Origin of the sequence: Vibrio sp. L5-1 (assembly GCF_021728315.1) — a bacterium.
GTDB lineage: Bacteria > Pseudomonadota > Gammaproteobacteria > Enterobacterales > Vibrionaceae > Vibrio > Vibrio splendidus_K.
In genome coordinates this window covers 674,912-697,484 of record NZ_JAKKCQ010000002.1, presented here as the reverse complement: position 1 = coordinate 697,484, position 22,573 = coordinate 674,912, and the positions used below count along the sequence as shown (strand labels likewise).

Annotated in this window: 18 protein-coding genes; 11 read left to right on the top strand and 7 right to left on the bottom strand. The window is 44.8% G+C overall.

Features of this window, described 5'->3' with window-relative positions:
* Positions 1 to 16: 16 nt before the first annotated feature.
* Positions 17 to 1,183 (bottom strand): DUF1887 family protein, encoded by a 1,167-nt coding sequence (locus tag L3V35_RS09930; protein ID WP_004736271.1) that lies wholly within the window; start codon positions 1,181 to 1,183, stop codon positions 17 to 19.
* A 197-nt stretch (positions 1,184 to 1,380) separates the two neighbouring features.
* Positions 1,381 to 3,372 carry a methyl-accepting chemotaxis protein gene (locus L3V35_RS09925; RefSeq protein WP_054546680.1) on the bottom strand — a complete coding sequence of 664 codons (1,992 nt, stop codon included), beginning with the start codon at positions 3,370 to 3,372 and terminating at the stop codon, positions 1,381 to 1,383.
* A gap of 277 nt (positions 3,373 to 3,649) precedes the next feature.
* Here L3V35_RS09925 and hinT point away from each other — a divergent pair, with 277 nt between their 5' ends.
* The 7 genes from hinT to L3V35_RS09890 all read left to right on the top strand — a co-directional run bounded on the left by hinT (position 3,650) and on the right by L3V35_RS09890 (position 10,471).
* Positions 3,650 to 4,000, top strand: coding sequence for a purine nucleoside phosphoramidase (hinT, locus tag L3V35_RS09920; RefSeq protein WP_004736268.1), 351 nt, complete (start codon positions 3,650 to 3,652; stop codon positions 3,998 to 4,000).
* A 523-nt stretch (positions 4,001 to 4,523) separates the two neighbouring features.
* Positions 4,524 to 5,915 (top strand): hypothetical protein, encoded by a 1,392-nt coding sequence (locus L3V35_RS09915; RefSeq protein WP_237299512.1) that lies wholly within the window; start codon positions 4,524 to 4,526, stop codon positions 5,913 to 5,915.
* On the top strand, positions 5,915 to 6,298 hold the full coding sequence (locus tag L3V35_RS09910; RefSeq protein WP_017060222.1) for a YcfL family protein: 384 nt from the start codon (positions 5,915 to 5,917) through the stop codon (positions 6,296 to 6,298). Before L3V35_RS09915 ends, L3V35_RS09910 begins: the two co-directional genes overlap by 1 nt.
* A gap of 90 nt (positions 6,299 to 6,388) precedes the next feature.
* Entirely contained in the window at positions 6,389 to 6,979 is a 591-nt protein-coding gene (gene lpoB, locus L3V35_RS09905) for a penicillin-binding protein activator LpoB (protein ID WP_004736264.1), read from the top strand.
* A 189-nt stretch (positions 6,980 to 7,168) separates the two neighbouring features.
* Entirely contained in the window at positions 7,169 to 8,023 is an 855-nt protein-coding gene (locus L3V35_RS09900) for a phosphotransferase (RefSeq protein ID WP_237299510.1), read from the top strand.
* Between the two features lie 108 nt (positions 8,024 to 8,131).
* Positions 8,132 to 8,671, top strand: coding sequence for an alpha/beta hydrolase YcfP (gene ycfP, locus L3V35_RS09895; protein ID WP_237299508.1), 540 nt, complete (start codon positions 8,132 to 8,134; stop codon positions 8,669 to 8,671).
* Positions 8,672 to 9,181: 510 nt separating this feature from the next.
* Positions 9,182 to 10,471, top strand: a complete 1,290-nt coding sequence (locus L3V35_RS09890) for an NAD(P)/FAD-dependent oxidoreductase (protein WP_004736261.1) — start codon at positions 9,182 to 9,184, stop codon at positions 10,469 to 10,471.
* A gap of 95 nt (positions 10,472 to 10,566) precedes the next feature.
* Here the strand turns inward: L3V35_RS09890 and L3V35_RS09885 are convergent, their stop codons facing one another.
* The 4 genes from L3V35_RS09885 to L3V35_RS09870 all read right to left on the bottom strand — a co-directional run bounded on the left by L3V35_RS09885 (position 10,567) and on the right by L3V35_RS09870 (position 16,118).
* Positions 10,567 to 11,112 (bottom strand): GNAT family protein, encoded by a 546-nt coding sequence (locus L3V35_RS09885; protein ID WP_237299506.1) that lies wholly within the window; start codon positions 11,110 to 11,112, stop codon positions 10,567 to 10,569.
* Between the two features lie 137 nt (positions 11,113 to 11,249).
* Positions 11,250 to 12,017 carry a peptidoglycan binding protein CsiV gene (locus L3V35_RS09880; protein WP_017086100.1) on the bottom strand — a complete coding sequence of 256 codons (768 nt, stop codon included), beginning with the start codon at positions 12,015 to 12,017 and terminating at the stop codon, positions 11,250 to 11,252.
* A 63-nt stretch (positions 12,018 to 12,080) separates the two neighbouring features.
* Positions 12,081 to 15,542: a transcription-repair coupling factor gene (mfd, locus tag L3V35_RS09875; protein WP_237299505.1), complete on the bottom strand. Its 3,462-nt coding sequence runs from the start codon at positions 15,540 to 15,542 to the stop codon at positions 12,081 to 12,083.
* A 6-nt stretch (positions 15,543 to 15,548) separates the two neighbouring features.
* The gene (locus tag L3V35_RS09870) at positions 15,549 to 16,118 is read right to left on the bottom strand and encodes a hypothetical protein (protein WP_004736257.1); all 570 of its coding nucleotides are present in this window, start codon (positions 16,116 to 16,118) and stop codon (positions 15,549 to 15,551) included.
* 227 nt (positions 16,119 to 16,345) lie between these two features.
* Between L3V35_RS09870 and lolC the strand changes: the two genes are divergently transcribed.
* From lolC to lolE, 3 genes are read left to right on the top strand one after another with little or no spacing between them, the layout of a single operon-like run.
* Positions 16,346 to 17,554, top strand: a complete 1,209-nt coding sequence (lolC, locus tag L3V35_RS09865) for a lipoprotein-releasing ABC transporter permease subunit LolC (RefSeq protein WP_237299503.1) — start codon at positions 16,346 to 16,348, stop codon at positions 17,552 to 17,554.
* A complete protein-coding gene (lolD, locus tag L3V35_RS09860) occupies positions 17,547 to 18,239 on the top strand; it encodes a lipoprotein-releasing ABC transporter ATP-binding protein LolD (RefSeq protein WP_017083246.1) in 693 nt (230 codons plus the stop codon). Before lolC ends, lolD begins: the two co-directional genes overlap by 8 nt.
* Positions 18,240 to 19,484 (top strand): lipoprotein-releasing ABC transporter permease subunit LolE, encoded by a 1,245-nt coding sequence (gene lolE / locus L3V35_RS09855; RefSeq protein ID WP_237299501.1) that lies wholly within the window; start codon positions 18,240 to 18,242, stop codon positions 19,482 to 19,484.
* A gap of 226 nt (positions 19,485 to 19,710) precedes the next feature.
* Here the strand turns inward: lolE and L3V35_RS09850 are convergent, their stop codons facing one another.
* Positions 19,711 to 20,223 (bottom strand): DUF2062 domain-containing protein, encoded by a 513-nt coding sequence (locus tag L3V35_RS09850; RefSeq protein ID WP_017078948.1) that lies wholly within the window; start codon positions 20,221 to 20,223, stop codon positions 19,711 to 19,713.
* A gap of 17 nt (positions 20,224 to 20,240) precedes the next feature.
* Here L3V35_RS09850 and L3V35_RS09845 point away from each other — a divergent pair, with 17 nt between their 5' ends.
* On the top strand, positions 20,241 to 22,568 hold the full coding sequence (locus L3V35_RS09845; RefSeq protein ID WP_237299500.1) for a DNA internalization-related competence protein ComEC/Rec2: 2,328 nt from the start codon (positions 20,241 to 20,243) through the stop codon (positions 22,566 to 22,568).
* Positions 22,569 to 22,573: the final 5 nt, after the last annotated feature.

The window sequence follows — 22,573 nt, the reverse complement described above, 5'->3', positions numbered from 1 at the left end:
AAGAGTCTATTTATTTTTAGCACTCTAAATCTTCATCACCACCGGCGGCGGTAAACCATGCCGCTAGGTGTGTTTTAAGATCTTTTAATTCGTCAGGGCCAATCAATGCAAGGCCAAGATCTTCTGCTCGTGTGATGTCGTTATGACGAAGAGGTCGGAAACTCACTAACATTGCACGTGCTTGTAGGCCACCCAGAAGGTCTCTAAGCGATTCCAGTTTGTACAAGGTATCATCGCCATCATCACGCATACCTTTGGTCTTACACTCGATGATGTGCAGCTTATTGTTCACTACAGAAGCAACATCAAGCTCGTTACGCACCTCGCGCTCGCCGAGTTGACGATAAACTTGAACATTCAAAGAGCGATCTTGAATGGTCGGCATATCATCTTGGATCTGCTTAACTGTGCTATGAACCAATGTTTCAAGCCATTCGCCGTTTGAGAAGCGTCGTGCGTCTTCATTGGCAAACGTCAAAATACCATTGTCATAAGTGGCGATCTTAGCTTCAACCAAATCGCTCAACAGCATGTTTAGCTCGCGATAACCTTGTTGTTTCTCTGACAACCCTACATCAAGCCTCTGTTCTTTACGGCAGGTCGTTGCAAGGTAGTTCAATGTAGCGAGGCCTGGGCCTAGTTCTAGTGCATTACTTGCCCAGCGTTCACCCAGCTCATAAAGCTTTTGATCAAGTTGCGGAGACAGCTGTACATCGCTGAATTCACCACGAGCGCCGAACACAGTCAGGTAGTCGTCGATAGTGATTCGGTCTTGAACTTGTGCGTCTTCTTTGCCATTCGGGTAAAGCCAGCACAGCTTGTCACTGTTTGGTTCAACAACAAAGATTGGCCAGTGGTAAGTACGAAATACTTCGTAGACAGAAAGTAGGCGGTGACGAAGGCCACAACTTGCATTGAGTTTCACTTCTTCACCACGAGCTTTGAGGTCTTCGGCAAGGTTTTGGATAGACTCTTTAATCGCGGATGTATTTACGAGGGTTGGAATCTCGAAAAATTCACTCGTAATGTCGCGTTTTTGCAAAACGCTGTCTAAGCGTTGGTAAATACTGACTTGATTCTTGTCACCGATGAACACGATGTGAGTGCTGATCGTTCGGTTATCGAGTAGTGGGGTGATCAAGCGAATGGGATCTTGATCGATAATGCCAACATGAACAGCCATATAAATTCCTTAATAGCGGCTCGCTCATAAAGGTGAAAGAAAAAACGGGAAGCAGCAAGCCTTAATAATCATATAATGACAAAGATCATAAAAAACAAGGGCAACCCTTGATAAAAGTTGCCCTTGTTCAAATAGTTATCACTATTGGGTAAGAAGTCCCAATATTCTCACTAAATATCTATCAATTTCTCAGCTATCTATAGCTTGAACTGATGAACCAAATCACCTTGTTGGTTTGCGAGAATTGTTAGGTTTTGGCTTGCTTCAGCAATTGAAGACATCGCTTGGTAACTCTTATCTGCGATATGGTTGATGTCTTCTATATTCCGCGCAATATCACCAGAAGTTTCACTCTGCTCAGCAGCTGCTTGAGAGATGTGTGTACTCATGTGGCTGATCTCTAGAATCAAGGCTTGGATCTCTTCCATCGCACTGTTGGCACTTGAAGCTTGTTGAACCGACATGTCCATATCGCTCATACAACTTTCAATTACGTTGCTTGCTGTTTTCGAGCTTGATTGCAGGTTGCTGATCATGGTCTCGATTTCAGACGTTGATTGAGTGGTCTTCTGTGCTAGCACGCGTACTTCATCGGCAACCACTGCAAAACCACGACCTTGCTCACCGGCACGCGCCGCTTCGATTGCCGCGTTGAGTGCAAGTAGGTTGGTTTGTTCTGCAATACCACGGATCACGTCGAGGATTGAGCCAATCTGGCTACTCATCTGCTGCAACTCACCTACAGCACCAACAGATTCAGTAAGACGAACCTCAAGCTGGTTAATGGTACTGATGTTGGTGTTCATTATCTGACGACCAGACTCAGAAGCCGATTCTACTTGTTGAACCATGGTAAGTGAGCTTTGCGCGCTGTTCGCCACTTCTTGTACAGAATGAGACATTTCTGTCATTGCGGTCGCGACAGTTGCCGTTTGCTCACGTTGGCTGTTCAGTTGAGCTTGCGTCTCTGTAGAGGTTTTCTGGTTTACGCTTGCGGTCTTCGTTAAGTCATCTGAAGCGTCATTCAGTTTCACCAGAATATTGCGTAGGTTGTCGGCTAAGGTGTTGATGTGACGACTCACTCGGCTGAATTCGTTGTCATAACGAATATCGATTCGCTGAGTCATATCGCCTTCAGTTAGGCCTTCTAATGTACCCAGGATGCGAGTTAATGGCTCTCTTACGCTATGTGCAATATGGTAACCAATTGCTGCAGCGAATACGGTGACAACAATACCAATTGCAATCGCATTGAACAGGCCTTTGTCGTAGATGCTGCTTGCGTCTTCAAGTGAAGCGTTCAGTTGCTCTTCCGCAGTCACGTTGAATGAGTCTAAAACAGCCATGGCTTGGTCTATTTCTACGGCTAAGTTAGCAATGTTGATGTACAGAGCTTGTTTCGCTTTCAAGTAGTTGTTGTGTTTGTCCAACACACCGCCTTTTTGACCAACGTCTTTGGTGAACTTCTGAACCGATTCATCAAAGACATTTTTAAGTGCTGGCAGTTGTGTGGATAGGCCGCGGTAAGCGTAGTTAAGGTGAGTAACGGCCTTTTTGTTTTGGTTAACAGCTTTCTGAACGAAGGCAACATCAGAACTCGCTAGCGCATCAGAGGTAATCACTTCAGCATCTTGAAGTTTAATGAAGTAGCTTTTTGCCATCACTTTTACAGAGATGCTTTTTTGGTCGGCAACGTACTCTTTCATGCCAACAGCTAACTCTGAATGTAAGCGTTGGAAATCGCGAGATGCTTTCTGTACTTGCTCTTGAGCTTCAAACATCGCGACGTAGTTGTTCATCGCTTCGTCAGCTTCAGCGAAGTAGCGTTCTTCCATTGCTCTTAATTGGGCAATGCGTTCAGTGAGCGAAACATTGTTTTGGCTTGCCGCTTCTAAACTTCCGAGAACTTCTGAAAACGAGTTTTGTGACGCAGCAAACTCAGTACGCATTGCAGACATGCGTTCAGCGTTTTGTGTGGTTAAGTAATCTTTGAATGATTTATCAGCAGAAAGCAATTGAACACTTGTTTGATTTGAAAGCGCGACAAGTGGTAGTGAGGTTTCTGAGACACTCTCAAAATTGCTGTGTATCTGATTCATGCTGTTCATCATGATGGTTATCGTGACTGCGAACATGATGATGATCAGTGCAAAACCAGCGTACATACGCTTGATCACAGATCCCTTCATGGCTTTCTCCCTAAATAAAAATGCAGACCTAATGTCAGGTCAAAGTAAAACTAACAAAATTATCAGCATTCTATTGAGCTCCGTTTACGCATTTTATGACGCACACGTCAAAAATAGCCCTCAGTTATAACCAACATGCCATTCTTGAGAGCTAAGGCTCGTTTTCTTTGATTTGAACGGTGTTTTTTATTATGCTTTAAAGCAGATTTATTGTGGTTTGATGCGGCATAGCGCATACTCAAAGCATTAAAAAATAAATGTTTTATCGGAGAGAAACATGGCTGAAGAAACCATTTTTAGTAAGATCATCAATAAAGAAATCCCAGCAGATCTACTATACCAAGACGATTTAGTAACGGCATTTCGCGATATCAACCCTCGCGCGCCAAGCCATATCTTAATCATCCCAAACAAGCTGATTCCAACAACGAATGATGTTGAAGTAGAAGATGAAGCCATGATGGGGCGCATGTTTACCGTGGCTCGCAAGTTAGCAAAAGAAGAAGGCATCGCAGAAGATGGCTACCGTCTTATTGTGAACTGCAATTCTCATGGCGGCCAAGAGGTTTACCATATTCACATGCATTTGGTTGGTGGCCGTCCACTTGGTCCGCTATTAATGAGCTAATGCAAAGCTAACAAGTTAATGAAAGCTAATGAGTTGGTTTAAACGAACTTATTAGTGGGTTAACACAAGTAGTTAGTTGGAAAATTTGTAGTTTGTATGCCAACTTTAAGTTCTATCTGTTGTCTGAATGTCGGCATCGCCTAGGCAGAGGCTAAATCAGTAGGGTTTCAACTGGCTTGAGATCCTTTTTACAACACGTTTCGTTTTGACAATGAGACTAGGGTCTGTTGACCTTTCGAGCTGATTTTTGCAGCACTTTGTGGGAAATTTCTACAAGGCAGAGGCTTTGAAGTGTAGCTAGCCTACATGAGAAGCTGATAACGCAGTAGAAATGAACCACAAAGACTGCCCGAAGGGTTCGGCTAGAATCGTTTTATGCTTTGTTAAGAAGTATTAACTTAGAATGACTAGGCTACATACTCCTTGCCGCGCCTAAAATGATTCTATCTCGAACAAAATTTAACCACGAAAGGTCAGCAGACCCTAACAAAGTTGGCATTTTAAACATGCACGGAGACGATAAGTGAAGCAACAGTTTAGATTCGCTTCCATTGCCCTGTTATCGGCGTTGACTGCGGGCTGTGCAAGTATGTCTGCAGGAAACCTGTTCAGTCATTACAGCGCGCAAAACAAAGAGATCTACCAAGCCGTTAAATCTGGAGATTATTCAGAGGCTCAACAAGAGCTACCAGATTACGCTGCGGGTGACATCCTTGATAACTTTGAAAGAGGCAGAATTAACCTTCTGGATCAGCAATACCCAGAGAGTAAGTCTTCGTTTGAAGTGGCGGATCAGGCGGTAACTGAGCAGCAAAGAAAAGCCGTGATCTCGATTTCAGACAGTGCAACCAGCGTGGGTGCGTTGGCGGTGAATGATAATATTACCGAGTATGTGCCAGCCGATTATGAGCTGGGGTTTCTTCATCTGTATCTCGGTTTAAATTATCTCAAGAAAAACGATTTAGAAGGTGCGGTGATCGAAATGCGTCGCGCCAACCAAGTTCAAGAACAAGCAAAGAAGCAACGTGAAGCTGAGTTAGACCGTGCAGCCAGCGATGCGAAGAAGCAGGGGTTGTCTGCCAATGTGGGGAGTATCCTTGCAAACTATCCTGACGCGGGTAAAAAGCTGCAGTCGGTACAGAATGCGTATTTGATGTTTTTGTCTGGACTGCTTTACGAAGCTTCGAATGATTTAAACAGCGCATACGTTGACTATCGTCGTGCTTTGGCTGTTATGCCAGACAACCAAGAAATTATCGACAGAACGATGGCAACTGCCGCGCGTTTAGGGATGCGACAAGATTTAGCGACATTGGAAAAGCGTTACAAGCAATCATCTAAGCTTGGTGCAGGTGAAGGGCGAGTGATTGTGCTTCAAGAACAAAGCGCTGTACAAGCAATGGACAGTTGGCGATTAGATTTACCTGTTTATGACAGTCGCGATCAGGGCGCAATATACTCTCTGGCACTGCCCTATTATCCGAGCCAAAACGTGGAGCGTTTTTCTGCCTTGCGAATCAGCGGGCAACCGCTACAAGAACATTTGATCACTGACGTAAACGCGATGGCGCAGAACGATTTATCTGAACGTATGACGAGCATTGTTATCCGTCAGGCTTTACGTGTGGTCGCTAAAGACCGTATCCGTAAAGAAGCGACCAAAGGCAACGATGTCGGTAATATCTTGTTCAATGTGTGGAATACATTCACCGAACAACCAGACACTCGCAGTTGGCAATCTCTACCGGCTGAGATTAAGAGCAGCACGTTCGTAGCAAACAGCGGTCAATATACGCTAGAAGCGGGCGCTAAAACGTACGACTTTGATATCCGAGAAGGGCAGACCACTTTGGTGTGGATTTCTCGACAAGGTAACAATGCAACAATGTGGCATAAACAGCTAGGGAGGCTGTAATGAAAAAGTGGTTAGTGAGTTTAGCAGCGGTTATGGCTCTGGCTGGTTGTGCTGATAATACAGCTGGCGTAAGGGTCGATAGTCTGACTCAGAACGTTTTCTTTGGTGACAAGGTATTGGGCAGCCGTTTACAGGTTGAAGATATCCGTACCGATCTGGTCGACGGTCATACGCGCGGAATCGTTCGTTTAAACAGTAACTATAAAGGCGATCAACATATCCTTTATCGTTTTTACTGGTACGACGATGCCGGGCTTGAGGTCAACCTAAAGCAAGGCCCTTGGAAGCAAGCGATCGTTCGTGGTTTTGAAAGTATCTCGTTGTCGGAAGTATCGGTAAACCCGAAAGCAACTCAATTCCGAGTTCAGTTCCGAGAGCAGTAACTTAGATTTAAGAAGCGGATTCATTGATTCGCCAATACAAGAATTTAAGAGTGAGGGTAACCCCACTCAGTGATAAGTTGAGGAAACAAAATGAAAAAGAGTGTCGTTGCGCTACTAGGTTTAGCGGTTATTTTAGGCGGTTGTTCAAACAAGGTAAGCTACGGTGATGCACAAGCAGTAGAAACCACGACAATCGATTTCGGTTCAACTGACCTTCAAACGATTGCGGGTGAAATGGTCGATAGCATGATGGCGTCTGGTTCTGTGTCTTACATTACTCGTGAGCAACGTCCAATCGTGTTTGTAGAGCGAATCAAGAACAAAACAAGTGAGCACATCGATACTGAGTCAATCACGGACACTATCAGTACTAAGATGCTGAACTCTGGTAAGTTCCGTTTCGTTGATATGGACCGTGTAGAGTCTGTTCGTGACCAATTGAACTTCCAAAACAATGATGAGCTTGTAAACCAAAGCTCAGCAATTCAATTCGGTAAAATGGTCGGTGCTCAATACATGCTGTACGGCAACCTATCAAGCATCGTTAAGAAAGACGGTAGCGACGAAGACGTTTACTACAAAATGACGATGCGTCTAATGGATCTTGAGTCTGGCTTGATTGAATGGGCTGACGAGACTGAAATCCGTAAGCAACAATCTAAGAGCCTATTGGGCCTTTAATTTCGCTTACTTACCAACTAAACGCAGCCAGTTTTGACAGCGTATAGTTTGGCCACACATAGCTTGGTTACACGCCAATGCAGTGCATGATGTGCTGCTTATGAAGAGACACTGGCTTTTGGTCAGTGTCTTTTTTGTAGGGAAATGAAGACGTTTATAGGGAAGTTAAGACGTTTATAGGGAGTAAATATGGCAATTTTTTCTTGGTCTGAAGCCAAGCTTCTTGATACCAGTTTGAGTTCGCTTGATGGATACTTTTCTGAGCCACCTGTTAGAGCGCAAACGCTGACCGGCGGTTTGACCAATCGATGTTGGAAGTTGGTGTTAGTCGATGGCACTGCGTATGTTTGGCGTCCAATCACTCCCATCACCAAAGCCTTCTTCATCTCTCGTCATGAGGAGTATCAAGTGCTTTCCGCAATTGAGCGTCTAGGTATTGGACCAAGTCCAATAGTGGTCAATGAGCAAGGCTTATTGGTTGAATGGATTGCGGGTGAGACGCTTTACGAAGGCTTAGAGCTTGATGATTTGTTGAAGACTCTGATCTCGGTGCATTTGGTTAATACCGCGCGATTGCCGCTCCAACCGTTCAGTTTCACAGCGCGAGTCGATCATTACTGGCTGCAGCTTGATGCTGTTCATAAGACGGAAGCCTGCACTAAAATTTACCAAGAGTGGCGAGTAGCACCGAGTGTTACAAATGTTGACCTGTCTTTGTGCCATTTTGATTTAGGTGGTTATAACTTAGTGAGAAATAGCGATGGGATTAAGATTATTGATTGGGAATATGCAGCATTAGCAGACCCTAGACTTGATCTTACGCTGACCATTGCTGTTGCAGGATTACCAGTTGCTGAAGCCGTAAACAAGTACTGTCAGCTGCGAGGCATCCATGATGTCCAACCTTGGCTTGATGGGGTAGAAGCATGGTTACCAAGAAGCCAAATGATGGCGATGCTGTGGTATTTACTTGCTCATCAGCTCTGGGGAGATGAAAGTTATCTGCGTGAAGCAGAGGCGCTGAGTCACACTTTATGTAGCTAGGATCACGTTTAGGAAGTGAAAAATATAATTTCGTTCGTGTTCCCTTTAAAACCTTATTTTTCATGTTAGATTAATTAAAACGTACCAATATTCAACAAGGAGGTACTAATGATTATTTATCTACATGGCTTCGACTCAACTAGCCTGGGCAATCACGAAAAAATACTGCAGTTGCAATTCATTGATGATGACGTTCGTTTCATCAACTACAGTACTTTGCATCCAAAACACGATATGCAACATTTGCTAAAAGAAGTGCATAAAGTGATAGAGCAATCCGATGACCCGCATCCGATCATTTGTGGTGTAGGCTTAGGTGGTTTTTGGTCTGAGCGTATTGGTTTCTTATGTGGTATTAAGCAGGTGGTGTTCAACCCGAATCTGCACCCTGAGAACAACATGGTAGGTCGAATTGACCGTCCAGAAGAGTACGAAGACATCGCGACTAAGTGTGTTGCTCAATATCGTATGAAGAACAAAGGTCGCTGCTTAGTGGTGCTTTCTCGTGAAGATGAGATTCACGACAATACCAAAACAGCTGACGCGTTAGAAGATTATTATGATGTCATCTGGGACGAAAAAGAGAGTCATAAGTTCAAAAAAATCTCTCAGCACTTGCAGACAATGAAAGCGTTTAAAAACGCTTAATTATTCCAGTTATTTTATAAAAGCAGCACTCAATTGAGTGCTGCTTTTTTACATCTGAACTCAAGAGCCGAACATTAATCAAATGGTTGTAGCTATTTTTTCGAAGAGTTTGAGCATTTATAGATAAGTTTGCGCAAACGTTAACTAATTCGCCGCGAATCCTCATTGTGGGCAAGGATTTTTGTTGCGGTCATCTTTTTGCTATATATAATGTTCTCAAGCAAAATATTTTGATAAATATCAAGAAAAATTGAGAGCGAGTGATAAAACTTGCCCATTATTTGTGCTCTACCTCTCAGGTAGTCACCTTTTTTATCCAAGTGAGCAAAGCGGCAAGCCAATGTTTGTTGCTTGTAACCCCTCTAACTACTCGGTGAGCTGTCGTTATTCTTTTTCGCGGTAATCCAATTTGTATAGCCTTCGCATTCAAGGCCGAGTAGATACATAGAATTTATCGGTTGGAGTAATCGAGCCGAACCCCATTTATTCATTTTGTAGAGGATTGTCATTGTGACAAAAATTATCGTAGTAGGCGGTGGTGCTGGTGGTTTAGAACTAGCAACTAAGCTAGGCCGCACTTTAGGTCGTAAAAAGCGTGCCCAGATTACTCTGGTAGACCGTAAAGCAAGCCACCTATGGAAACCATTACTTCATGAAGTAGCAACGGGTTCATTGGACGAGGGTGTTGATGCGTTAAGCTACCGCGCACACGCAAAAAACCATTACTTCGATTTCCAAATGGGCAGCCTGAACGACATCGATCGTGAACGTAAAGTGATCGCTCTGAGCGAACTGAAAGATGATCACGGTGAACTGCTTATGCCAAGCCGTGAACTTGAATACGATATTCTTGTGATGGCGCTAGGTTCAACGTCAAATGACTTCAACACACCAGGCGTTCGCGACAACTGTATTTTCCTTGATAGTCCAGAGCAAGCGCACCGTTTTCGTACAGAAATGAACAACCAGTTCTTAAAGCTTCACGCTAAGAACGGCCAAGGCACAGTGGATATTGCTATTGTTGGTGCTGGCGCTACAGGCGTTGAGCTTTCTGCAGAACTGCACAACGCGGTTAAAGAGCTTCGTACTTATGGCTTTGGCGATCTAGATTCAAGCAAGCTGAACGTTAACCTTGTTGAAGCGGGTGAGCGTATTCTTCCTGCCCTACCTCCTCGCATTTCGAGCGCAGCGCACTCTGAGCTTACGAAGCTTGGTGTAACTGTGCGTACGACTACAATGGTTACACAAGCTGATGCTGACGGCCTAACGACTAAAGATGGTGAGAAGATCCCAGCACAAATCATGGTTTGGGCTGCAGGCATTAAAGCGCCAGATTTCATGAAAGATATCGGTGGTCTTGAGACGAACCGTATCAACCAGTTGGTTGTGAAAAATACGCTACAAACTACGCTTGATGACAATATCTTTGCTATTGGTGACTTAGCGCAATGTACGCAAGCAGATGGTTCATTCGTTCCACCACGTGCACAAGCGGCTCACCAGATGGCAAGTTGTGCGTTTAGCAATATCATTGCTAAATTAAACGGCCGCGATCTGAAAGATTACATCTATAAAGATAAAGGCTCACTTGTTTCGCTAAGCCGATTTTCTACGGTAGGTAGTTTAATGGGTAACCTAACTAAAGGTTCGATGATGGTTGAGGGTCGTATTGCTCGTATCGTTTACATCTCTTTGTACCGTATGCACCAGATGGCACTTCACGGACTAATTAAAACATCGCTGATGATGTTAGTTGGTCGTATTAACCGTGTACTTCGTCCAAACCTAAAGCTTCACTAATCAGGTAAGCCTTCTAAGATCATTACGCTGATAATAAAAAAGAGCTCTTCGGAGCTCTTTTTTGATCGTGTCGACTACGTGTTGTTTTAGCCTACTTAAGAGGTTGGAGGTAATACGGAGTAAACCACGCCATCTCTCGGCTTACCGTTAAAGATAAAGCGATTCTTAGCAATGGTTTCACGTTCAGCGCCACATTTCTCGATCAGCTTTTGGCTGGGTAGGTTCTCTGTATCGCAGACAATCTCCAAACGCGTTAACTTGAGCAGTGCGAAGCAAAATTCAAATAAGGCAATCATCGCTTCCTTGGCAATCCCTTTTCTTTGAAATTCATCACCTACCCAGTAACCTAAACTTGCCATGTTAAAGGTGTGGTAAAGCTCATTAATGGCCACCATTCCAACCAGTTGATTGCTGTGGCGTTCAAAAATACCAAATCCAAATGCGTCTGCTTTTACCCAATTTAAGCGGGTAGCCAGAATGAATTTCTCGGCTTCTACAATAGAGAACGCATCGTGGCACCAGTCTACCCATGGAAATAGGCTAGGGGATGTTTGGATCAACCGTGAGAACTCAGGAGCGTCTGTAGCTTCAATAATTTTGAGGCTGAGGTGTTGAGTATTTATCTGAAAGTCAGGGCTCATAAGAAATACCGAATTACATGTAAGTACTGAACAAAGGATTCAGGACAGAATAAAGATAGATAGCACTTAATAAAACGCCCTCACAATGGAGGGCGTATTGAATTATTTATATAATTATAGCTGAATCGGCAAGTAACTTACTGCGCAACGCGTCGAACTTGAATCACCATGCCAAGAAGCGGGTGATCAAGGTAGTGAGTCTCAGTACTGCGCATACGACGTTTTTGGTCCATGCGGTAGCTCTTAAGAAACTCTTCCACTTCAACAGTCGGAGAGATTTCAGTGAGGTTGCCCACTTGAACATTGCTTTCGGCGCCACTTACTGGTGAATCTAGCTCGATTTGTTGCTCTTGAAGAGTCACTTCACGAACGCTCGGTGCTTTTAAATCCAATGTTGTTTCAGCGTAGAGGTAATGCTGAACGTAGATTTGTAGCTTGCCGTCTAATTCGTACAGTGGCTTATCAATGGTCTCTTCTTTGAAGCCATCAGTATTTGCTGCAGTTACTGCACCTTTCTCTGAACCGTCAGCGTTGAAGTCTTTTGAGAAATCTTTACCTGCTTGAATGTGGAATACAGGTGCCGAGCTCTTACCTTGGTCGCCCTGACGCCAAGCGGTATGCATTAGCACTTCAAAACCAGCGTGTTTACGTAGTTTGTCTTTCTGAGGCGTTAACTTGTATTCCGAGTAAGGCAGCATTTGTACGCCTTTCTTTGCTCGGTATTGGGTGTCTTGAAATGAACCAACGCGCTCAAGTGAAATCTTAGGCTGTGTGTTAGGCCAAGATTCATTCACTTTTTCTGCATCAACAGCACGCTTAAAAATGATCACTTCTATATCAAATTGTCTCTGCGCCAAACTTGGCAGTGAGACGAACAATAGTAGCAGTGGGATCAGTCTTTTCATTTTTACTCCGTCTTCCAGCCGATCTATCGGCTGGATAATTTATATGTGCAAGTGGATTGGGTCTTATGCTGAAGGCAGCAAGTTCTGTCTGAATTCGCCCAATAAATCACTAACAAATTGAATTCGTTTCCGTCTGTCGACCAATGGTATCGTAAACTTGAACTTTGTTGGTCCTTCCATTGAAAACTTTTGCGGTTGAGATTGCAACAGTTTAACAAGGTAGGCCGGGTTTATGTCAGCATCTGGGTAGAATTCTAAGAATCCACCTTTATCGTGAGCTTCAATTTTCTTCGCTTTGATTGACGCAGCGGCTAATTTTAGCTCAGAAACTGACAACAAGTTCTTGGTAGCATCAGGTAGAAGGCCGAAGCGATCAATCAGCTCGACTTTCAACTCGGCCAATTCGTCGGTGTCACTCACGCTCGCAATACGCTTATAGGTAGACAAACGTGTATTGATGTCTGGGATGTAGTCATCAGGCAACAGTGCAGGCAGGCGCATCTCAATTTCAGTTTGTTCACGCAGTAGGTCATCAAGCGATGGCTCTCGTCCCTCTTTTAATGCCTCAACTGCTTGTTCAAGCATCTCCATGTAAAGCGTAAAGCCAACCGACTGGATTTGACCACTCTGTTCATCACCGAGTAGTTCACCTGCACCACGAATCTCTAAGTCATGGGTTGCTAGCGTAAAGCCTGCACCTAAGTCTTCAAGGGAAGCAATGGCGTCTAATCGCTTGACGGCATCTTTGGTCATTGCTTTCGGGGGAGGTGTTAGCAAGTAGGCATAAGCTTGGTGGTGAGATCGACCCACACGCCCACGCAATTGGTGCAGTTGCGCTAAACCAAGGTTATCGGCTCTGTCCATTAATATGGTATTTGCCGTTGGTACGTCGATACCTGTTTCTATGATGGTTGTACACACTAGCAAGTTAAAACGCTGGTGATAGAAGTCATTCATGATGCGTTCTAGCTCTCGCTCTCGCATCTGACCATGGGCAACGGTGACACGCGCTTCTGGAATCAGTTTTTGCAGTGACTCAGCCGTCTTTTCAATCGTGTCGACTTGGTTGTGCAGGAAGTAAACTTGACCACCACGCATGATTTCACGCAGTACCGCTTCTCTGACTATTGCGTCATCACTCTCGCGAACAAAAGTCTTTATTGCTAAGCGTCGTGCGGGTGGTGTGGCGATGATGGAAAGATCTCGCATACCGCTCATTGCCATATTCAACGTTCTCGGAATCGGTGTCGCGGTTAGCGTGAGGATATCGACATCCGCGCGCATCGCCTTCACTTTCTCTTTTTGGCGCACACCGAAGCGGTGTTCTTCATCGACGACTAACAAGCCAAGGTCTTTAAACTTAAGGTCACTGGAAAGCAGCTTGTGAGTACCCACTAAGATATCGACCTTACCGTCGGCAACATCTTGCATGATCAATTTCTGTTCTTTAGCTGATTTAAATCGCGACAGAACTTCGACACGTATCGGTTGGTTCGCGAAACGGTCTCGGAAGTTTTCAAAGTGTTGCTGAGCAAGTAGCGTCGTTGGTACTAACACAGCCACTTGTTTGCTGTTGTCGGTACATACGAATGCCGCGCGCATCGCGACTTCGGTTTTACCAAAACCAACGTCACCACACACTAAGCGATCCATGGCTTTTGCTTGGCACATATCCGACATAACAGCATTGATGGCCATTGCTTGGTCATCCGTTTCTTCAAACGGGAAGCCAGACTTGAAGGTCGCGTATTGGCCACGATCGAGTACAAACTTGTAGCCAGGCTTAAGCTCACGCTTAGCGTAAACATCAAGCAGTTCGGCTGCAACGTCACGGACTTTCTCTGCGGCGCGCTTACGAGCTTTCTGCCATGCTTCGCCACCGAGTTTATGCAGTGGTGCAGAATCTTCAGCGCCGCCAGAGTAGCGGCCGATTAAGTTCAGAGAAGCAACAGGTACGTAGAGCTTGGCATCATTTTGATACTCAAGCGTTACGTATTCTGTTTTCATACCACCCGCTTCAAGTGTTTGCAGGCCGATGTAACGACCAATACCGTGGTCAATGTGAACAACAGGTTGACCCGGTTTGAGTTCGGCTAAGTGACGAATGACAGTGTCGCTGTTAACGCTTTTCTTGTCTTTCTTACGACGTTGTACAACGCGATCACCTAACAGGTCGCTTTCACAGACAAGGGCTATGTTTTGCTCTTCGTGGATAAAACCATGCTCAGCCGAACCTAGGATCAGGCTGAATTTATCTTTACCTTTAATCGCCGCGTCGAGGTTTTCAACTTCGCTTGGACGAACTTTGATGCCTCGAAGCAATTCACTCAATGCTTCACGGCGGCCTTCAGACTCAACCGAAAAGACCACTTTGCCGTCGAAGGCTTCAGTGAACTTTCTTAGGTTAGACAAAGGTTCTTTATTCTGATGTTGAACGCTGAGATCAGGCAGAGATACAACCGGAAGGTTGGTACGTCCGGCTTTTTCTTCAATTAAATCTAAGCTCAGATTGACCTGTGGCTTTTGTTTGAAATGTGCGAACAGTTCGTCTTTTTGTAGCCAAAGTTGTTCAGGTTTCAGCAGTGGTCGTAACGGGTCAACACCGCGTTGTTCGTATCGATGAGAAACGTCTGTTAGGAATGAATCTACCGCGGTCTCGACATCACCTAGAACGAGGATTTGCGCTTCATCGGCAACATAATCAAACAAGGTTTCAGTATGGTCGAAGAACAGCGGCTGCCAGTATTCAATACCTGCGGGCCAAGTGCCTTTTGAAACCTGCATATAAACCGATTCTGGTTCACGGCGCGCATCAAATTGTTGGCGCCAGCGAATGCGGAAATCTTCAATAGCACTTTCAGAGGTTGGGAACTCGTGAGCTGGCAGCAAACGGATCTCAGAGATATCTTCAATAGAGCGCTGATTTTCAGGATCGAAAGTACGGATGGTGTCGATCTCGTCATCGAAGAAGTCGATACGATATGGGTCTTTGCTGCCCATCGGGAACAAGTCGAGAATGGAACCTCGGCTCGCATATTCACCCGGGCCAAACACTTGGTCTACGTAGCGATAGCCTGACTTTTCAAGCTGAAGACGCAGCTTTTCCAACGAGTAGAGGTCGCCGGTTTTTACCATTAAGGTATGCTGCAACAAGAAGTCACGCGGCGATTGACGCTGTAGTAGCGTGCTGATCGGAACGATCGTAATGCCATCTTTTAACGTTGGCAGAGCATAAAGGCGAGCGATACGGTCAGAAATGATCTCTTGGTGCGGTGAGAAGCTGTCGTATGGCAGAGTCTCCCAATCAGGAAATAGTGCCACTTCATGTGACGTAAACTGCTCAATTTCTGATTGAAGCTTGAGTGCGATTTGAGGGTCGGGCACTGCAAGTAAAGTATGGCTGTTATGCTGCTCCGCAAGTCTAGCGATAGTAAGCGCGAGAGATGAACCAACTAGGTTACCGATGTGTTTTTTATCACCGGCGCCTTTGAGCTTAGGTAGTGTGAAAATGGATTGTTTTGTCATGTCTATTTACTTGTTATCTCGTTCTAGAGAGCGTTGACGTAAGAGCTTTTGTTGTTGATGAAGTGCAGCCTTGATCAGCAAGTCTTGGTCAGTATCACGAAGATGTGCATATTTGAATTTGATTTCGAAGCCTGAATCTTTAGGTTCGCTAGCGAAGACTTCCGCGTAACAATAAATAGCGGCGGCAGGGTGCTCGATAAAGAGTTTGGCTTTAACTAAGCGACCCGCTTCGATATCTGTTTTGGAAAAACAAGAGAACTGACTCGCGCCAAATGAATACGTGTGGGTACGAAATTGTTCATCATCTTGTTGCGATAACATAAAGCTCAACAACAGGTTTAATTTAGAGTTCTGTGCATCCAATAAACTGATGACATTCTTCAAGTCGCTGTTTTTCAGTTCGTTGCGAGCACTGTCAGCTAATAGATCCAATTGGCTAAATTCACTTGCCACGACAAACGGGGCAGGGATCTCAGATTCAAATTGAATTTGAGAAGGTAAAGTGAAGCCACTGTCCATTGGTTCAATATTCGCGGTGAGGCTGTGGTGAACGGTGAAAAACTCTTGTTCTGTCATGCGTTAGTTCCTTGAAGTGATCTATTGATTATCGCTATGTGGCCGCAGTAATCAAGGTCAGTTAATTGAAAGTCTCAAATAGTTGTTTGAAAGTTGGCTATTTGACAAGGTTCTGTTTTTCAAGCCTAACTAATTGAGTTAATTCACTCTATATTTTCAATTAACCCCTACACAGTAACAGCAATACCCGTTACATTAACCCGCATCCCCTTTAGATGGTTCAAAGTATGTTTCATCCTATTTCGTTGTTTGTTGGCCTGCGCTATTTGAAAGGTCGTTCAGGTGATCGCTTTAGCCGTTTTGTTTCTTATATGTCGACGGCAGGTATCACCATTGGTGTGCTGTCTTTGGTTACTGTTTTATCGGTAATGAATGGATTCGAAGCGCAGTTAAAAGACCGAATTCTCGGTGTCCTTCCTCAAGCGGTGGTTTATGAGCAAGGCGGTACCACGTCTCTTTCTGCTCAAGCGCCTAATTTTGCAGAGCAAATGTCGCTCAATGGTCACGTTGAACCTATTGTTCGCAGCGAAGCGGTAATTCAAAGTCCTGCTCAGTTATCTGCAGGTCTGTTGATCGGCATTGAACCTAATTCAGATGACCCTCTTCAGAACCACTTGATTGCGGGTAGATTGTCTTCACTTAAAGCTGGCCAGTATCAGCTTTTCCTTGGTCATACTTTGGCAAGAAACTTGAAAGTGTCTATGGGTGACAAAGTTCGCTTAATGGTCACCAGCGCCAGTCAATACACGCCACTAGGGCGCATACCTAGCCAACGAAATTTTACCGTAGCTGGCATTTTTAACACGGGCTCGGATATCGATGCTCAATTGATGGTTACCGACATCAAAGACGCGGGGCGATTGATGCGTTATAAATCCGATACCATTTCAGGCTGGCGCTTGTTCTTTGAAGACCCGTTTGAAGTGGCGAAACTGTCTAATCAACCGTTACCTGAAGGTTGGTTGTGGAGTGATTGGCGAGACCAACGTGGTGAACTATTCCAGGCCGTTCGAATGGAAAAAAACATGATGGGCTTAATGCTTGGGCTGATCATCGGTGTTGCAGCTTTCAATATTATTTCGGCACTTATCATGGTGGTGATGGAGAAGCAGTCTGAAGTGGCTATTCTTAAAACCCAAGGCATGACCGATGGTCAAGTTATGGGGATATTCATGGTTCAAGGCGCAAGTAGCGGCGTGATTGGTGCCCTATCAGGTGGCGTGTTAGGCGTTGCTCTAGCGATGAACCTCAATACTATTTTAGAGGCGATGGGTGTTGCTCTGTTCTCATTTGGTGGACAGCTGCCAATATTGATTAACCCAATCCAAATTGCGGTTGTTGTGGTTTTGGCTATTGTACTTAGCCTTGTTGCGACTGTATTTCCTTCTTATCGTGCATCTTCTGTGAAACCTGCTGAGGCCCTTCGTTATGAGTAATTTTCTTCAATGTAATGATATCCGTAAAACGTACCGCGAGGGTTCGTTGGATACCGAAGTCCTCAAAGGTGTCAGCTTCGAAATCGAAAAAGGTGAGCTGGTTGCAATCATTGGTACCTCAGGCTCAGGTAAAAGTACGCTATTGCATATTTTAGGGGCATTGGATGATGCTTCCGACGGCAGCGTTAGTTTTCTCGGGCAGGACTTAGCGTCTTTGAGCTCGAATAAGCAGGCCAAGCTTCGTAATCAACACCTCGGTTTTGTATATCAATTTCATCACCTTCTTTCGGACTTCTCAGCGCTTGAAAACGTAGCGATGCCGTTGCTTATTGGTGGCGAAAAGCCCGCTAAAGCGAAAGAAGAAGCACAGCGTTTGTTGGATAAAGTAGGGCTAAGTCATCGCGTTGATCACCGACCTTCGGAGCTTTCTGGTGGCGAGAGACAACGTGTGGCGATTGCGCGAGCTTTAGTTAACAAACCTGCTTTGGTGTTGGCGGATGAACCAACAGGTAACCTTGACCACAACACAGCGCTGTCTATTTACGATTTAATGCGTGAATTGAACCGCGAATACGATACCGCTTTCTTGGTTGTAACCCATGATGGTGAACTTGCGGGCAAGATGGATCGCCAACTGCACATGCAAGACGGTTTGCTGGTTAACGTAGAAAAAGAGGAGAGCTAAGTGTTTTCTTCTTTATCTCTATTGATAGGCGGCCGATTTAGTCGGGCGAAACAACGAGACAAGATGGTTTCGTTTATCTCTCTGTCTTCGACGATCGGTATTGCTGTCGGCGTCGCGGTGATCATCATTGGTTTGTCTGCGATGAATGGCTTTGAGCGTGAACTGCAGTCACGAGTACTTTCTGTTATCCCACATGGGGAGTTCGAGGGAGTCAATGAACCTGTGACACGTTGGGAGCATGTGATCGAACAAGCGACCCAACATGATGATGTTGTAGCGGCTGCACCTTATGTGAAAATTACTGCGCTTGCCGAAAAGGGCAAAGAGCTAAAAGCGATTGAAGTCCGAGGTGTTGACCCACAACTTGAGCAACAAGTATCGAGCCTATCGAGTTTTATCGATAAGCAAGCTTGGAGCGAGTTTAAGGCAGGGCAACAACAGATTATCTTGGGTTCTGGCGTGGCCAATGTACTCGGCGCGAAAGTCGGTGATTATCTAACTCTGATGATCCCGACGGTGAACGGTACAGTGAAGGTGCAAGCCCCCAAACGAGTTCGAGTCAAAGTCGTTGGTTTGCTGACGCTTAATGGCCAAATAGACCACAGCTTGGCTCTGATCCCGATTGGTGATGCGCAAGTTTACGCAAACCTAGGTGAGGCAGTGACAGGGGTTTCTTTAAAAGTGACCGATGTGCTGAACGCAAACTCGATTGTGCGTGAAGTTGGCAACCAGCTTGATGTGTACGTGTACCTGCGTAGCTGGCAACAGAAGTTTGGTTTCTTGTATCGAGATATCCAGTTGGTTCGCACCATCATGTATTTAGTGATGGTACTGGTTATTGGTGTGGCTTGTTTCAATATTGTCTCGACTCTAATGATGGCAGTAAAAGACAGAGCATCAGAGATCGCTATATTAAGAACCATGGGCGCATCGGACGGCCTTGTGAAACGCATTTTTGTATGGCAGGGCGTATTCTCAGGTGTGTTAGGTAGTTTGGTGGGTAGTGCAATAGGCGTGTTAGTCGCGCTTAACCTAACCACGATTATCAAAGGGCTTGAGAAGCTTATTGATCACCAATTTTTGTCCGGTGATATCTATTTTGTCGACTTCTTGCCTTCGCAACTCGATATGACAGATGTTGTTGTCGTTTCTGGTACTGCTATTGTTCTGAGCCTACTGGCTACGTGGTACCCAGCATCACGAGCGGCTAAGTTGAACCCAGCAGCAGTGCTTAGCTCGAAGTGATTTTCGAAGTAATACTCTAAGTAAACGTCACGTTGCGCGATAGACTAACGGCATAAACAAAAAAAGGATCCCTGATGGGATCCTTTTTTATTGAATTCAATTCGTGTTCTTTACGACTTTCGTTACATGTCAATCTTGCAGAGTTCAGTGGCTCATCTGATTTTAACTTGTGTACGTTTTAAGTGAAGCGCATACAAGGATAGATTGAATAACAAGGAACGGTCGTTCAGTACCTTGCTTGTCGCTTCTTCCAGCTTCTTACTACTGAGTAACGCCATAACCCGCGAATACCAAAGTAGCCAACCATTGCAGAAACCACACCACAAATCAGACAACCCAGCAGGAACGGAGGTCCTATGGTGCTCATTTGCGCCAAGATGAAATCCCAAGACAGTTCGAAATGAAAGGCTTGAGGCGGCACATGCATCACAAACGCGCCTACTTTATAAGCAAAGTAGAACAGCACCGGCATAGTCACAGGATTACTGATCCAAACCAGTGCGACAGACAGTGGTAGGTTAACACCACATGCGACCGCAAGACCTGCAGACATAATCATTTGACTTGGTAAAGGGACAAACGCCATGAATAACCCAACAGCGAACGCACCAGCCGCAGAGCGACGATTAAGGCACCATAAGTTGGGGTTGTACAAAACATTGCCAAAAACTTTCAATGCTTTCTGACGTTTGATTAGCTCATGGTCAGGCATAAATCGTTTGATAAACTTTCTTGGCATAGGAGGAAGCTACTCTCTTGTTTAACACTTGGTTCTTGATTTCATTTGCTGCGACAGTTGTGTCTGCCAGCTTCTGGCCTGTGATGCCACATTGGGTTTGGGCACCATTGATGCTGTTGTTACTGCTAGCATCAACAAAGTATAGCGTTTTCCGGAGAGCAAGAGGTCTAGCAACAGCATTGATACTAGTTATCTGCCTAGGGAATGCGATTGAAATACAAACGAGTCGCTTATTCCAATCAGGGCAGAATACTACCATAAATGCTTCGGTTGTTAGCCTTTTTAGTGAAAATAGCCACGGTTTTGAAAGCGTAATAGTAGCCAGATCAATTGGCGGCGAAAAATTAATCTTTCCCCAATTGATAAAATTGCGTTTGTTTACTCCTTTTAAGTTGACGCTCGGGGATGATGTCTATTTATCTGTCTCAATAAAACCAGTGTGGGGTAAACTTAATGAAGCAGGCTTTGATCTAGAAAAGTATTTGTTTAGCACCGGTGTGGTTGCCAATGCAACTTACAGGGCCGATACCAAATATCGAATTCACACCAATACTAACATGCGGTCTCATTGGTTTGAAAACCGTCTTGAAAGGTTAAGTGAGTTAGCAAATCAAGACCTCATTATGGCTTTGAGTTTTGGTTATCGAGACCTTATCCATCCTCAGCGTTGGGATTTGCTTAAAAGCAGTGGTTTGATTCACTTGATGGCTATCTCGGGGCTACATATTGGGATTGCCTTTGGTATCGGCTATCAGGTAGGAAAGATATTCAGGTTACTCTCACCTTCATTTCTTTGGTTTCCCACAATATTCGGTCTCGGCTTAGCCTATTTCTACAGTTGGTTTGCCGGATTCACGCTGCCAACCTTGAGAGCTTTAGTGATGTGTATTATCGCGAGCTATTTCTTGTGGCGTGGGCAAAATATTAGTGTGCTTCGGTATGTCGTCTTAAGCCTGTGCGTGGTTCTGCTGATTTGGCCGTTTTCAGCATTGTCGAGTAGCTTTTGGCTATCCTTTGGTGCGTTGGGTGCCGTTATTTATATCGCCTTGAATAGTCGGCCATCATCTTCAAATGCCACTCTTATCGATCGATGGCGGCAGCTCATCAAGATTCAGCTGATGCTGACATTTCTTATTGCTCCCTTTTCGATACTGTTTTTTAAAGGGGTGAGTCTAGTCTCTGTTCTCTACAACTTGATCCTTTTGCCTTGGGTATCAATGGTGACGATCCCGCTACTGTTTCTTGCGATGTTACTTAGCTTAATATTGGAGTCAGTGCCGGAGGTGATTAGTTTAACAGCGTTAAGTAATGGTTTTTCTGAACAGCTATGGATGTTGGTCGACTTGTCGCTTGATCCTCTCGTATTTAGCCTTCCTTTCTCTGAACGATTTTGGATTCAAGTTGATAATCACAGTATGGCGTTGTCTGTATTCCTCATCTTATTTTTCGGGTTCGTCAGTCGATATCTCAAACGAACACTATCAATATTGGTCATTGCAGTGTTTGTATTGTGGTGGGAGTTCGGTAAGCAGCAAAACAAATTAACAATCGATATCTTGGATGTAGGGCATGGGTTGTCTTTAGTTTTGGAAAAGAACAATCAGGTCGTTGTTTACGATCTCGGCAACGCGTGGCAGGGAGGTTCGATTGTTGAATCCTTGCTGATTCCCTCCTTGAGTCAGAGAGGAGTTCATGAGGTGGAAGGTGTGATAGTGAGTCATTTCGATTCTGACCATGCTGGTGGCTATCCGGCGTTACTTAAAAACTACAATCCTAAGTGGATAAGAGCCAGTCAGAACATCAATCAACAAACAAAATCTACTGTTCAAGTTCAGTCGAATATCCAAACATGTACTTTTGGAGAGGTGTGGAACTGGCAGGGTCTAGAGTTTGAGGTTTTATGGCCACCTCAAAGAGTAAAGAGGGCGTACAACCCACATTCGTGTGTGGTCAGGATTTTTGAGCCCAATTCTGAGTTCTCGATGTTGCTAACTGGTGATATTGAACGGGTAAGTGAGTGGCTACTTGCTCGTGAAGGTCAGCGGCTCAAGAGCGACGTGATGCTTGTCCCGCATCATGGTAGTAATTCGTCGTCGATTAAGCCGTTTATTGAGGCAGTTTCACCTCAGCTAGCAATTGCTTCTTTGGCCAAAGGTAATCAGTGGGGAATGCCCAGCAAATCTGTGATTGAACGTTATCATGAAACGGGTAGTGCTTGGCTTGATACCGGAGAAAGCGGACAAATAACCATCACTATCAGTAAGGAAGGTTGGAAATATCATACGATTAGAGAACAACAAGGCAGGCAGTGGTATAGGCAGATGCTTCGTAAGGGAGTAGAATAGATAGA